Here is a 13273-nt window from a genome sequence, read left to right as displayed (position 1 = left end):
CTCGCTCGCCGCCCGGTGCCCCCTTGGCAGCGCCTGTGCTGCGGGTCGGCCGACCCGCCCTCGCCCCTCTCCGCCCCGGCTCCCGCCGCGCGACGGCCTCCTCACGGCTCTGCCCGTGTGCCGCCTCCGCCTCGTGAGTGCGTATCCCGGTTAGAACCGGGATACGCACTCACGACCCCCTGACCTGCCAAAACGCACTACTCTATGGTGGTATACACGCCGCGTATACCTCTGCGGTATAGTGATCTTCACCCCGGGATTCCGGGGGCAAGGGAGGAACAGGGGAATGTCGGTTTCACACACCTTGCTCGCTTTGCTCGAGTCGGGTCCGAGACACGGGTACGACCTGAAACGGGCGTACGACGAGCAGTTCGGGCAGGACCGCCCGCTCGCGTACGGCCAGGTCTACTCGACGCTGTCGCGCCTGCTGCGCAACGGCATGGTCGAGGTCGCGGGGGTCGAGAGCGGCGACGGGCCGGAACGGAAGCGCTACACGATCACCGACGCCGGGATCACCGACGTCGAGCAGTGGCTGAGCACTCCGGAAAGCCCGGAGCCGTACCTGCAGAACACGCTGTACACCAAGGTGGTCCTCGCGCTGCTGTCCGGGCGCGACGCCACCGACGTGCTCGACGTCCAGCGCAGCGAGCACCTCAAGGTGATGCGCTCGCTCACCAAACGGAAGTACGAGGGCGACCTCGCCGATCAGCTGATCTGCGACCACGCGCTCTTCCACCTCGAGGCGGACCTGCGGTGGCTCGAGCTCACCGCGGCCCGGCTCGGCGAACTCGAGAAGGCGGTGCGCTGATGACCAGGCCGGGGACTCCGTTGCTCGCGGGCAACGGGCTGCACAAATCGTTCGGCCAGACGCGGGCGCTCGACGGGGCGGCGCTGACCGTCTCGGCGGGCGAGGTGCTCGCGATCATGGGCGCGTCCGGTTCGGGGAAATCGACGCTGCTTCACTGCCTGGCCGGGATCGTCCGGCCGGACTCGGGGGCGATCCACTACGGCGGGCGCGACCTGGTCGCGATGGACGACAAGGGCCGCAGCGCGCTGCGGCGCACCGAATTCGGCTTCGTGTTCCAGTTCGGCCAGCTCGTTCCCGAGCTGACCTGCCTGGAGAACGTCGCGCTCCCGCTGCGGCTGACCGGGGCGAAGCGCGGGCCGGCCGAGGCCAAGGCGAAGGAATGGCTCGCCCGGCTGGAGGTCGACAACCTGGCGAAGCGGCGTCCGGGCGACGTGTCCGGCGGGCAGGCGCAGCGGGTCGCGGTGGCGCGGGCGCTGGTGACCGGGCCGAAGGTCGTCTTCGCCGACGAGCCCACCGGCGCGCTCGACTCGCTCAACGGCGAGAAGGTCATGCAGATGCTCACCCAGGCGGCGCGGGAAACGCACGCCGCGGTGGTGCTGGTGACGCACGAACCGCGGGTCGCGGCGTACTCCGACCGCGAGATCGTGGTCCGGGACGGGCGCACGGTCGACCGGGAGCTGGTCGCATGACGCGGGATCTGCTGCTGGGACTCCGGCTGGCCGTCGGGGGCGGCCGGATGTCCGGCTCGGCGCTCCTGCGGCTCGCGATGACCGCGTTCGGGATCGCGCTCGCGGTCGCCGTGCTCCTGCCCGCCGCCTCGGTGAGCCACCTGGTGGACGCGCGGGCGGAGCGGGCGGCGGCGATCAAGCAGGACACCACGCCGCGGGAGGGGATCGCGCCGCTGGCGACCTACCGCTGGTACCCGTCGATCGGCGCGGACTTCCTCCAGCTGACCGCGGTGGCTCCGACCGGGCCGAACTCGCCGGTGCCGCCGGGGCTTTCCCGGCTGCCCGCGCCGGGCGAGGTGATCGTGTCGCCGGCGCTGGCGGAGAAGCTGGACTCGGCCGAGGGCGCGTCGATCAAGGCGCGGCTGCCGGGGACCGTGGCCGGCCGGATCGCCGAGCCGGGCGTCAGCGACGCGGCCGACCTGACGGCGTACTACGGGTCGACCGCCGCGGAGATCAAGGCCGAGGGGGAGAGCGCCAACAGCGTGTACGCCTTCGGCAAGCCGGTGGAAGGGTTCGCGCTGTCGGCGGTCATGTGGATGATCGTCGCGCCGATCGCCGCGGTGCTGCTGCTGCCGCTGCTGATCTTCGTGACCACCGCGTCGCGGATGGGCGCGGCGCAACGGGAACGGCGGCTCGCCGCGCTGCGGCTGATCGGGGTGGACGCCCGGCAGATCAAACGGGTCGCGGCGGCGGAATCGCTGGTCGGCGCGGTGATCGGGCTCGTGGCGGGCGGTGCGCTGTTCTACGCGCTGCGGCCGTTCATCGGGGACTGGCTCCCGTTCGGCCTGCGCGTGTTCGCGGACGACTTCACGCCGTCGTGGGTGTCGCTGCTGGTGATCGTGCTGCTCGTGCCCGGCCTGGCGGTCGGCTCGGCGCTGTTCGGGCTGCGCCGGACGATCGTCGAACCGCTCGGCGTGGTCCGGCAGGGCAAACCGGTGCGGCGGCGGATGTGGTGGCGCTGGACGATCACCGCCGTCGGCGTGGTGTTCCTGCTCGGGACGCTCGTCGTCGCGCCGGGGTCGGGGGACCAGGCGGCCGCGCTGGCGCTCGCGGTCGGCAGCGTGTTCCTGCTCATGGGCGTGGCGGCGCTGCTGCCGTGGCTGGTGGAGCGGATCGTGGAACGGCTGCGGGGCGGTCCGCCGTCGTGGCAGCTCGCGGTGCGCCGGCTGCAGCTCGACAGCGGCACCGCCAGCCGGGTGGTGTCCGGGCTGGTCGTCGTGCTGGCCGGGACGATCCTGATCCAGGGCGTGCTGACGTCGATGACCAGCCGCACCACCCGGGCGTACGAAACGCCGGACGGCGTCGCGGCCGCGCCGGTGCGGGTGCAGACGACGAGCGCGCACGAGGCGGAGGTCCGCCGGCTGCTCTCCGGCGTGCCCGGGGTGACCGGCGTGCACAGCGCCCGATCCCTGCAGCTCAGCTCGGGCGACCGGGAGATTTACGGCACCGTCGGGGACTGCGTGGCGCTGAAGACGCAGGCGAACGTCGGCGACTGCGCCGACGGGGACATCTTCTACGTCGCGGGCTCCTCGGCCCAGGCCGCCCCGAAGGGCGACTACCAGCTGACCGGCTATCGCAACGGCAAGACGGTGTCCGGTCCTCAGTGGACAGTGCCGGACCACGTCCGGGTCGTGCCCGCCAGCAACACCGCGAAGGCGGCGGCCAGCAGCCTGCTGGTCACGCCGGGTGCGTTCGGCGACCATAAGCTGCCCGTGGAGCGCACCGAACTGTTCGTGGCGGGCACCGGAAGCGTCGATTCGCTGGTCGACCGGGTCGCGACCGCGGTGCGGCCGCTGGCGTGGAAGGCCGAAGTCGGCAAGACGGACTACCTGTCCGACTACTCCGGCCGCGACGAGCGGATGATGGCGAGCTTCCGCGCGGTGCTGCTGACCGCGTCGCTGTTCGTGCTGGCGGTGGCCGCGATGAGCCTGCTGATGCTGTCGATCGAGCAGATCAGCGAGCGCCGCCGCCCGCTCGCCGCGCTGTCCGCGGCCGGCGTGCCGATCGGGGTGCTGGCCAGGGGATCGCTGTGGCAGACCGCGGTTCCGGTGCTCGTCGGGGTGGTGCTGGCCGTCGGCGCCGGGCTCGGGCTGACCGCGCCGATCCTGCGGCTGGCCAAATTGCCGATGATGGTGGACGGCGGGGTCCTGGCCGGACTGGCCGGGGCCGCGGTCGCCGCGGTGCTGCTGGTGACGGCGCTGACGCTGCCGCTGCTGCGCCAGGTGACGCGGCTGGACACGCTGCGCTCGGAGTAGACCGGGGGCAGTCGGGGAAGGGCTCCTTGAGGGAATTCCCGCAAGGAGCCCTTCGCGGCTTCTGTCGAGGTCCAGCTCCGCGCACCCGTCCCGGCCCTCGAGCCGCACTTCGACCCGGGAATCGGCGACCGCGACGACGTGTGCGCCGGGCGAGCCCACCATCGGCTTGCTCGCCGGGTGCAACAGCGGCTCGGCGACTGCGGCCAGTGCGGAAACCACTGGCATCGCCCCGCCAGCGCAGCGAAGGCAAGGTCAATCCGTCCCGCATGGCCACGGAGGCCCCGTTGCGGTCAGTTCCCGCTGACCCGGACGGACAGTTCGCCGCAGTCGACCTCGACGCCGCGCTCGGCGAGCACCTCGACGGCGGCGATCCCGGACGATCCCGCGCCGACGACGCAGACCCGGAAGCGATATGACCACTGGTCATATGACCGGCGGTCAGACGAGTACGATCGAGGCCGGGGGAGAGTCAAGAAGAGGAGGCCGGGGGTGCCGACGGGAACGTGGGAGCGGCTGCCGGAGCAGCGGCGGGCGGCCGTGCTGGCGGCGGCGGAGGCAGAGTTCGCCGCGCGCGGCTTCAGCGGCGGCAGCCTCAACACGATCTGCCGCGAGGCCGGGGTGTCGAAGGGCAGCCTTTTCCAGTACTTCACCGACAAGGCCGACATGTACGTGCACCTCGCCGAGCTGGCGAGCGCGCGGATCCGCGCGGCCATGGAGACCGAAATCGCGAAGCTCCCGTGGGACGACGACTTCGCGGGCGCGCTCGACCAGCTGCTCGACGCGTGGGTGCGGTATTTCTACGACCACCCGCTCGAACGCGCGATGACCGCCGCGGCCAACCTGGAACCCGATCCGGTCGCGCGCACGCCGGTGCGCGAGGCGGTCAACCGGCACTATCTGGCAGTGCTGCGCCCGCTGTTCGAGCGGGCGGTGGCGGCGGGGCAGCTGAGCGCGGAAACCGACGTCGAGATCGTGTTGTCGTTGCTGCTGCTCGTTTTGCCGCACCTGGCGCTGGCTCCGCACGTCGCGGGTTTGGACCCGCTTCTCGGCCTGGCGGAAGGAGATCCCGCGCACGCGACGGCGACGGCGCGCCGGATGACCGGGGCGATACTGGCTCCGTATCTCCGCTGAGGGTGCGGTGCCGGCGGGTCAGGTCGGGACGCGTGCGGTGCGCAGGTAGGCCGCCAGCCGGATTCGCAGTCCGCGCAGGTCTCGCAGGGCCAGCGGCAGGTGGTAGGCCGGGCGGTAGCCGACCGCGGGGCCGGTCTCGCCGCATGGCCCGGCGAAGTAGACGAAGCCGTCGTCGTGGTCGTGGCGGGCCGGGGACCACGGCTGGTCCTGCCAGGCGCGCGGGGCGGCGTGGCTGGCGATCCAGTAGTTCGGGGCCTTCATCGTCTCGGCGATCGCGGCGGCGAACCCGGAGGCGTCGGTCTCGCTGACGCCCAGCCCGCGGCCCGGCCACAGCCGCGGCAGCACCCGGTCCGCGGTGTGGTCCTCGAGCCACGGCGCGCAGGCGAAGACGGCGTGGGAGCCGTCGACCGAGACCGACCAGCGCTGCATGGCCGCCGTGGGCGGGATTTCGTACATGGCGACCACCTGCCGGGAAGACGAGGGTTGGGCGAAGCATAAATGAACTCCGTCCCGGTGCGCCGGGCGCGGCGGGGATCCGGCGGCGGCGGGCCGAGGCGCGATTTCGGGGCGGGCACGGCGATTGTCGCCGCGCAAGCCGGTCACCGGCCCGCCGCCCCGGGCCCGGCGGGTTCCGTCCCGTTCGCTCGGCAACACCCGTCCGGGGGAGACCCGGCGTGCGGCTCGGGGATAATCCGCGTGGTGGCCATGCTGCGGTTCGAATTCCATCCGCCCTCCGAGCTGGGCGGTCCGGTCGTCATGCCCTACGTCGACGACGTCGCGCTCGCCGACCTGGTCGACCGGTTCGAGCTCGCCGCCGGAATGTCCCCGGCAGGCGAGGCTTACGGCGGCCTGATCCCCGCGTATTTCCGCGGCACGATGGCCGAGCACTTCCACGGTCTCGCCGCAGAGGACGGCAAAACCACGCTGCTCGCCTGCGCGTGCGGGGATTGGGGCTGCTGGCCGCTGCTGGCGCGCGTCACCGTGACCGGGGACGAGGTGGTCTGGGATTCGTTCGGACAGCCGCACCGGCCGGAGCGGGACTATCGCGGGTTCGGGCCGTTCCGGTTCGCCCGCGCCCAGTACGACGCGGCGGTGCTGCGGTTCGGGTCTGCCTGACGGTCTGCCCTAGCCGCGGGGGCCGGTTTCGGCGGCGGTTTTGAGGTCGGAGAGCCAGGTTTCGAGGCCCATATCGGAAGCTGGGTCGGCTTGCGGGCCCGAGTGGCTTTCCTCGGTGCGGACGAGGACGCCGCCGCGGGATGGGCGGAAGGTCCAGACGTGGGTACCCTCGATGTGGTAGCCGGTGCTGTTCGCGGGGCCGGTCCAGCGGAGGCATTTGCCGCGCTGGAATTGGTCTGAAGGTCCCAGATTCGGCGCAGCGGTGCGTGGATCAGGATTTCCGCCCGATGCCGGGCTTTCGCGGACTGGTCGACGCCTTTGCCTTGGCAGGTCAGCGAGGCCAGTCCGGCGGCTTGAGCGGGGCCGCGGCGAGCGTGCCCGCGACAGCCAGCGGGATCGCGAGCAGGGGGGTCCGCGACGGGGCCGGTTTCGTGGCGCTCGATCGTGAGCACGGTGACTCGTTCGCGGAAGACGTCGACCACGAGGTCCGACTCCCGCCGGTCCCGGATGTGGACGCTGTGCTGGACCACGTCCCAGGTGAGGTGGAGCGGGGAGGGCAGAACCGAAGTGAATTAACCGGTGCCGCGTCCCGGGTCGGCGGTGTGCCCGTCCGCGGAAAGGCGCGGATGCCAGGTCGAGAAGCCGCAGGGAAGGGGCGCGTTCGCCCCCCGAAGCACGCGAAAGGGCCCCGCCTCCCGAAGGAAAGCGGGGCCCCGCGCGGAAAATCAGTGTGCCGCGGCCAGTGCCGCCGTCGCGGGCGGCATCAGCTTCGGGTATTCCTTCTGGAACTTCTCGATCATCTTCGCGGACGGGATGATCCGGTTCGGGTTGTTCTGGTTCACAGCCTGCTTCTCGCCCCACGCGCCAGCGGCCTTGCGCTGGTCGGGGGTGCCGTGGCTGTGGTAGCAGTCGCCGATGGAGGCGTCGAGGTAGGTGACCTCCTGCTGGGTGCGGGCATTCCACGCTTCGCCCTTGGCGTGCGCTACGAAGTAGCCGCCGTAGGCGTCCGGGCCCATTTCGCCGGATTCGTTGCGCGGGTAGTTGTTGTGCGCGAAGTCGACCTGGTGGCCGTATTCGTGGCCGACGACCGCTTCCACCGACACGTCGTCGAAGCCGAGGTGGTTGACCACGTCGAGCAGACCGTCGCCGAGCATGATGCGCTTGCCTCCGAGGCTGTCGGCCGGGGCGGAGTACGCGTTCAGGGTCAGCAGCGGGTGGCGGCCCCCCTGCAGGGCCGGGACCTCGTACAGCACCTTGGTCGCTAGCGCGCCCGCTTCGGCGGCCCGCTTCGGGTCGAGGCCCAGCTTGAACGTCTGGGTCGTGCGTTCCTGGCTGCCCAGGTCGGTGCCCTTCCAGGCGACCAGCTGGATGTTCCAGCTCTCGATGTCCCAGAACCCGCGCAGCTTGTCGATCGTCGCGCCGGCGCGCGGCGTGTACTGGCCGTCGGTGCCGAAGACCTGCGGGGTCTTGTCGCTGGCGACGGCCTGGGTGTAGAGCTGGCCGATCGCGCTCAGCGCGCTGAGCGCCTTGCCCTCGGTCGGGGTCAGCGTGGACGCGAGCTTGTTCGCGTACGTCAGCAGCGATCCCTCGGTGCAGCCCGGGATCGGGCCCTGCGCGGCGTGCGCCTGCTGGCCCGGCCGCTTGACCGGCGAATCGAACAGCGGGTCGACGCCGCGCAGCGCGTTCGCGGGCAGCCCGTTGTAGAGGTCTTCGACGTCCTGGTACAGCTGCGCGATGTCCTGGTCGACCGACGTCGGCTCGGCCGCCTGCGGCGCCGCGGTCGCCGGGACGGCCGTGGCCACCGTCAGCGCCGCGAGGGTGCCCGCCGCGGCGAGCGTTCTGCCGAGAATCCTGGTCCGTTTTCGCATGGGCCCCTCGTTCCGGTTTCAAGATCGCCAAGTACCGCCACCCTAAGACGATCTTGGGCGCGGAAACCGGGCCGGGGAAAAGAACCCCGGGATGGCCCACGCCTTTCGGCGGGTTTTCGCCCTGCGGACATCGGCCGAAAGTACTATCGGGCACTTCTCCGGCGGCACCGCGGAGACGGGCATTCGGGAAAAACGGCCGCTAAGCCCCGATCCGGAACCGCATCCGGCAGACCACCGCGTCGGAACGGCGGCGCAGCGCCCGGGCCAGCACCGCGCCGCGGCGGTTCTGCAGCACGCGCTGCCAGACGTGTTCCGGTTCGACCTCGGCGACGAGCACGAAGACATGGCAGCCGTCGTGCCGGCGAAGATGCTCCACGATCGGCTCGCCGAGGCGGCGGCGCTCGTCGTGCAGCTGGACCAGGGCGACCTCCGGATGCCAGCGTTCCCACGCTTCGACGAACTCGCGCGCTGACGCTTCTTCCTCGGGGTGCGTCACGTGGACGGCCTCGACGTGGTCGCCGAGCGAGAGCGCGGCGGCGAGCGCGTCGCGGGTCAGCCGGGACACCGCGTGGACCGGGACGACCACCAGCGACCGGTCGGGCCGCGGCGGAGACGGGACGCGCCCGAGTTCGAGGCGATCGCCGATCCGGCGGTAGCTGCGGTGGACCCATTCCATCAGCAGCACGAGCAGCGGCAGCGCGACCACGATCAGCCAGCCGCCTTCGGCGAATTTCGTCGCGGCGACGACGATCGCGGCGAGTCCGGTGAGCAGTGCGCCGAACCCGTTGAGTGCGGCTTTCCTCCGCCAGCAGCGCGGGCGGGCCCGGAACCAATGCCGCACCATTCCGGTTTGCGACAAGGTGAATCCGACGAACACTCCGATCGCGAACAGCGGCACCAGGGTGTTCATATCGCCATTCGCGAGGAGCAGCAGCGATGCCGAAGCGAGCGCGAGGAAACCGACGCCGTAGCGGTACACCTGGCGTTCGGCGCGCAGGGCGAAAACGTGCGGCAGGTTGTTGTGTTTCGCGAGCAGCTGGGCCAGCACTGGGAGCCCGCCGAAGGACGTGTTCGCGGCCAGCGCCAGCAAGACGACTGTGGAGAATTGCACTGCGTAGTAACCGAAACCGTTCCCGAACGACGCGGCGGTCACCTGCGACAGCACGGTCACGCCGTCGACCGGGTGGATCGAGAACTTCCCGATCAGCACGGCGATTCCGAGCAGCATCACCGCGAGCAAGCCGCCGAGCGCGACCTCCGCGCGCTGCGCCCGGCGTACGCGTGGTTTGCGGAACGACGGGACGGCGTTGGCGATCGCTTCGACCCCGGTCAGTGCTGCGCAGCCGTTGGCAAAAGCCTTGAGCAGCAACAGGATTCCGACCGCTTGGAGATTCTGGAGGGAGCCGCTCGCGACCGTCGCCGCCGGAGCGTCGCGGAAGAGGCCGACCACGACGACGGTGAGAATCGAGCCGACGAACACCGCGGTCGGCACGATGAACGCCCGCGCGCTCTCGGCGATGCCGCGGAGGTTGATGCCGGTGATCAGCGCGAGCACGCCGAGGCAGAGCCACAGCTTAGAGGGCAGCAGCGAGGGAAACGCCGAGGTCAACGCGGCGACCCCAGCGGCCACCGACACCGCGACGTTCAGCACGTAGTCGACGATCAGCGAGGCCGCGGCCACCAGCGAAGCGCGGCGGCCGAGCTGGGCGCGGCTGACGCCGTAGGCCCCGCCGCCGTCCGGGAACGCGGCGATGACCTGCCGATACGACAGCGTCAACACAGCGAGCAGAACGGCGATCGCGAGCGTGACGGGCAGCGTGAAGCCGAGTCCGGTCCCGCCGGCGACGGCCAGGACCACCACGATCGCCTCGGGTCCGTAGGCGACCGACGCCATCGCGTCGAGGGACAGCGCGGCGAGGCCGCCGACGACGGACAGCCGGTGCCGGTCGGCGGCTCGCGGCGTTTCCGGGCGGGACAAAATTGCGGTCACCCGCTCAGGCTGGCCTCCGGACCGCGCTGGCGGGACGGCAGTTGACGCTTTCCTGACAGTGATCTAGCGAACGCGGGTCACCGCGACGATCCAGCTTTCCAGTGCCGCACCGCGAACGGCCCGCCCAAGAGCGCCGCGAGCCCGACTACCCCGGCCACGACCATGCCCGGCCGCGTGTCGAACGCTCCGGTCGCGACGAGCACCACGCTGGTGAAGATCGCCAGCACCTCCAGCGCGGAGCGGCGTCGGCGCGGACGCCCGGATCCGCGGGCCAGCTTCGCGCTGAGCCGCGGGTCCGTGGCGGACAAACCGCGTTCGATTTCCTTGAGTGCACGCTGTTCCCGGTCGGTCAGCATGCCTCACCCTGCTTCCGGTGCGCGTGCCGGCGTCGGAGCAGGAAACGGAGCACGAGCACCCCGCCGAAGACCGCCGCGAACAGCGGGAGTGGATTGCTCCGCACTGCCTGCGCGCCCGCGCGGACCTTCTCCGCGGCCGGTGCCGAGATGGTCTTTTCGACCTGCTCGGCGGCCCGGTCTATGGTCGCGTCGACCTTTTCGCCGGCTCGGCCGCGGACGTCCAGCTTCTGCGAAAGCGCGTCCAGCGTTTCGGCCAGTTCCTCGCGGGTGACGTCCCGGTCCGCCCGGGCCTGCTCAACCTTGCGTTCGGTCATCACTGCCCCCGTGCTTGATCGTTTCGACGTCCTCGCGGACCCTTTCGACGGATTCCTCCGGCATCACCGGCCCGGCGCGGCGCGCTTCCTTGCCGCCGACCAGCGCGGCGAGCCCCGCCATCAGCAGCAGCGCGCCCCCGATGATCAGCGCGGAAAGCCACCCCGGAAGCACCAGCGCGAGGGCGAGCACGGCCGCGGCGATCAGCGTCGCGCCGCCGAGCAGCGCCAGAACGCCGGCGAAGCCGACGAGCCCGGCTCCGATGCCGAAACGCTTGCCCTTCGTCTGGAGTTCGGCCATGGCCAAGCGGAATTCGTCTTGGAGCAGGCGCTTGACGGAAGCGGTCAGGTCGGCGGCGAGGTCCGCGGTGGACTTCTCGCGCGCGGGCGTCCGGTTCATTTCCTCCAGCACGGCTTCCTCCCTTCCTGTTCGAGGCGTACCCGGCTCGCGGACGGCGAAACCGGTCAGCGCCCGGCTGATTCCCGCTTGGCGAGGGTTTCCCGGAGCGCGTCGACCACCCAGTCGTGGCCCAGCGGCAGCGGGCTCGGCACCTGGTCGTCCGGGTCGTCGGCACTGTGCGCGAGCACTTCGACTTCGACGCCGGACTCGCGCAGGGCGGCGATCTCGGCGTCGTGCCGGGCCAGCCAGGCTTCGTCGGCGACCGCGGCGTCACCGGGACTGGTCACGCCCTCGGCGGCCGGATCGACGAGCAGGACAGACCGCACCGACCCGGCATGTTCGGCGGCCAGCCGCAGGGCGTCGGCGGCGAGCGGGCCGCTCGTGACGAGGTCGCTGCGCTGCGGCGCGGCGAGGGCCTCCGCGCTCTCGCGCCACGCCCCCTCGACCGGGATCCGGTACCAGAGGATCTCGTGGTCCTCGGCGAGCGGCCGCCAGGTGGCGGGCAGGCCGTCGTGTTTGGCGAGGCCGGCCGGGTCGAGCACGACCAGCCGGGGCGCGCCGGTCCGGCCTGCCGTGACCACCGGCGGGCCTTCCGCGCGGACCGGGTCGGACGGGAACGGTTCGGGCATGTCGGCTCCTTCCACGAGCCTCCGGTTACCCGGGCGCGGGAAGGAGAAACGGCTCGGAGGCGTAACCGCGGCGAACGTGGGTAGCCGGGGAGTGATCGGAGGAAGGAGACGATCTCATGACCACTGCCCGCGACCTGATGACTCCGAACGCTGTCTGCGTACGCGAGTCGGAGACCGTGAACGACGCCGCGCGGAAGATGGCGAGCGAACAGCTGGGTGCGCTGCCGGTGTGCGGCGAGGACAACCGGCTCAAGGGAATGCTGACCGACCGCGACATCGTGGTGAAGGTGATCGCCGAGGGCAAGGACCCGCGCGCCGTGCACGCGGGCGAGCTGGCGCAAGGGGAAGCGGTGACGATCGGCGCGGACGACGACGTCACCGAAATCCTGCAGACCATGTCCCAGCACCGGGTGCGCCGGCTGCCGGTGATCGACGGCCACGACCTGGTGGGCGTCGTCGCGCAGGCGGACGTCGCCCGCGCACTGCCCAATCCGGACACCGGCGTGCTGGTGGAGGCGCTGTCGCACGATTACTGAGCCTCGCGGGTTTGCCTTGAGCGTGCCTGGGTACCCGCCGGGCAACGCAGTGCGGGCCAGGGGCTGGCGGCCGCGTGACTGTCGCAGGGGGACGGTCACGCGGCCTTTCCCGTGATTGAACCGCGGCGCAGCGGGTAGCCGGAACGGAACAGAACCGACTTTTCCGGGGAGGACTCCGTGGCAGACCGCATCCGACCGCCGCAGCAGCAGGATCCGCCGGGCACCACCGCGGACATGGACCCGCGGCCGCGCGATTCGATGACCGACTACGAGGGCCGCGGCCTGCTCGCCGGACAGCGCGCGCTGATCACCGGCGGGGATTCCGGCATCGGCCGCGCGGTCGCGATCGCCTTCGCGAAAGAGGGCGCGGACGTCGCGATCTCCTACCTCAACGAGCACGAAGATGCCGAATACACCGCCGATCGCGTGCGCGCCGAGGGCCGCGAATGCGTGCTGCTTCCCGGCGATCTCGCCGAGGCGAAACAGTGCCGGGACATCGTCGAGAGCACTCTGTCCGAACTGGACGGACTCGACATCCTGGTCAACAACGCGGCGACGCAATGGCCGGTCGACAGCCCCGAGGACCTGACCGAAGAGCAGTGGATGCACACGTTCGACGTGAATCTGCACAGCTACTTCCGGGTGACCGCCGCCGCGCTGCCGCATCTGGGCGACGGCGACGTCATCATCAACACCGGGTCGGTGAACGGCTTGCGCGGCAACAAGAGCCTCATCGACTACTCGGCGACGAAGGGCGCGATCCACGCTTGGACGTACTCGATGGCGCAGGCGCTGGCCGATCGCGGGATCCGGGTGAACTGCGTCGCGCCGGGTCCAGTGTGGACACCGCTCATCCCGTCGACGTTCCCGCCGGAGAAGGTGGAGAAGTTCGGGTTGCAGGTGCCGCTCGAACGGGCCGCGCATCCGGACGATCTCGCGCCGTCGTACGTGTTCCTGGCTTCGAACCGGCTGTCGTCGTACTACAGCGGCGAGGTGCTGGCCGCGCTGGGCGGCGAGACCGTGCCGGGCGGGTAACCGGGGTTCGGTCCGGGAAGGGCTCCTTGGAGGAACCAGTTCCTTCAAGGAGCCCTTCCCGGACCGGGGATTGCGCCGACGACCGGGGTCCGGTCGCAGGTCAGCGAAGA

General features: G+C 71.1%; 15 protein-coding genes. 8 read left to right on the top strand and 7 right to left on the bottom strand.

Annotated elements, in window-relative coordinates; translation table 11 throughout:
- Window positions 1-286: 286 nt before the first annotated feature.
- The 5 genes from F9C12_RS07100 (at window position 287) to F9C12_RS07080 (ending at window position 4922) form a co-directional block, all read left to right on the top strand.
- Window positions 287-808 (top strand): PadR family transcriptional regulator, encoded by a 522-nt coding sequence (locus F9C12_RS07100; protein ID WP_409181184.1) that lies wholly within the window; start codon window positions 287-289, stop codon window positions 806-808.
- Window positions 808-1497: an ABC transporter ATP-binding protein gene (locus F9C12_RS07095; RefSeq protein WP_409181183.1), complete on the top strand. Its 690-nt coding sequence runs from the start codon at window positions 808-810 to the stop codon at window positions 1495-1497. The genes F9C12_RS07100 and F9C12_RS07095 overlap by 1 nt, the downstream gene beginning before the upstream one ends.
- Complete coding sequence (locus F9C12_RS07090) at window positions 1494-3791, top strand: FtsX-like permease family protein (RefSeq protein ID WP_409465247.1); 2298 nt, start codon at window positions 1494-1496, stop codon at window positions 3789-3791. The genes F9C12_RS07095 and F9C12_RS07090 overlap by 4 nt, the downstream gene beginning before the upstream one ends.
- 266 nt (window positions 3792-4057) lie before the next feature.
- The gene (locus F9C12_RS07085) at window positions 4058-4207 is read left to right on the top strand and encodes a hypothetical protein (protein WP_409465246.1); all 150 of its coding nucleotides are present in this window, start codon (window positions 4058-4060) and stop codon (window positions 4205-4207) included.
- A 73-nt stretch (window positions 4208-4280) separates the two neighbouring features.
- On the top strand, window positions 4281-4922 hold the full coding sequence (locus F9C12_RS07080; protein ID WP_409181180.1) for a TetR/AcrR family transcriptional regulator: 642 nt from the start codon (window positions 4281-4283) through the stop codon (window positions 4920-4922).
- A gap of 18 nt (window positions 4923-4940) precedes the next feature.
- Here the strand turns inward: F9C12_RS07080 and F9C12_RS07075 are convergent, their stop codons facing one another.
- Window positions 4941-5378, bottom strand: coding sequence for a hypothetical protein (locus F9C12_RS07075; RefSeq protein WP_409465245.1), 438 nt, complete (start codon window positions 5376-5378; stop codon window positions 4941-4943).
- A gap of 249 nt (window positions 5379-5627) precedes the next feature.
- On the opposite strand from F9C12_RS07075, the gene F9C12_RS07070 reads away from it, so the two are divergent.
- Window positions 5628-6038 carry a hypothetical protein gene (locus tag F9C12_RS07070; RefSeq protein ID WP_409466975.1) on the top strand — a complete coding sequence of 137 codons (411 nt, stop codon included), beginning with the start codon at window positions 5628-5630 and terminating at the stop codon, window positions 6036-6038.
- A gap of 725 nt (window positions 6039-6763) precedes the next feature.
- Here F9C12_RS07070 and F9C12_RS07065 read toward each other — a convergent pair.
- The 6 genes from F9C12_RS07065 to F9C12_RS07040 form a co-directional block, all read right to left on the bottom strand.
- Window positions 6764-7906, bottom strand: coding sequence for a hypothetical protein (locus tag F9C12_RS07065; protein ID WP_409465244.1), 1143 nt, complete (start codon window positions 7904-7906; stop codon window positions 6764-6766).
- Window positions 7907-8105: 199 nt separating this feature from the next.
- Entirely contained in the window at window positions 8106-9896 is a 1791-nt protein-coding gene (locus tag F9C12_RS07060) for an APC family permease (protein ID WP_409465243.1), read from the bottom strand.
- Between the two features lie 77 nt (window positions 9897-9973).
- Window positions 9974-10252, bottom strand: a complete 279-nt coding sequence (locus F9C12_RS07055) for a DUF3040 domain-containing protein (RefSeq protein ID WP_409465242.1) — start codon at window positions 10250-10252, stop codon at window positions 9974-9976.
- Complete coding sequence (locus F9C12_RS07050; protein WP_409181173.1) at window positions 10246-10566, bottom strand: DUF3618 domain-containing protein; 321 nt, start codon at window positions 10564-10566, stop codon at window positions 10246-10248. Before F9C12_RS07050 ends, F9C12_RS07055 begins: the two co-directional genes overlap by 7 nt.
- Entirely contained in the window at window positions 10547-10975 is a 429-nt protein-coding gene (locus tag F9C12_RS07045) for a phage holin family protein (RefSeq protein WP_409465241.1), read from the bottom strand. Before F9C12_RS07045 ends, F9C12_RS07050 begins: the two co-directional genes overlap by 20 nt.
- A gap of 53 nt (window positions 10976-11028) precedes the next feature.
- Window positions 11029-11592 (bottom strand): hypothetical protein, encoded by a 564-nt coding sequence (locus tag F9C12_RS07040; RefSeq protein ID WP_409465240.1) that lies wholly within the window; start codon window positions 11590-11592, stop codon window positions 11029-11031.
- A 116-nt stretch (window positions 11593-11708) separates the two neighbouring features.
- Here F9C12_RS07040 and F9C12_RS07035 point away from each other — a divergent pair, with 116 nt between their 5' ends.
- Window positions 11709-12128 carry a CBS domain-containing protein gene (locus F9C12_RS07035; protein WP_409181170.1) on the top strand — a complete coding sequence of 140 codons (420 nt, stop codon included), beginning with the start codon at window positions 11709-11711 and terminating at the stop codon, window positions 12126-12128.
- A gap of 177 nt (window positions 12129-12305) precedes the next feature.
- On the top strand, window positions 12306-13163 hold the full coding sequence (locus tag F9C12_RS07030; RefSeq protein ID WP_409181169.1) for an SDR family oxidoreductase: 858 nt from the start codon (window positions 12306-12308) through the stop codon (window positions 13161-13163).
- The last annotated feature ends 110 nt before the right edge of the window (window positions 13164-13273 follow it).

Origin of the sequence: Amycolatopsis sp. GA6-003 (genome assembly GCF_046267895.1) — a bacterium.
Taxonomy (GTDB): domain Bacteria; phylum Actinomycetota; class Actinomycetes; order Mycobacteriales; family Pseudonocardiaceae; genus Amycolatopsis.
Note: the sequence above shows the minus strand (reverse complement) of the source record. Positions and strands in the feature narration are given on the sequence as shown.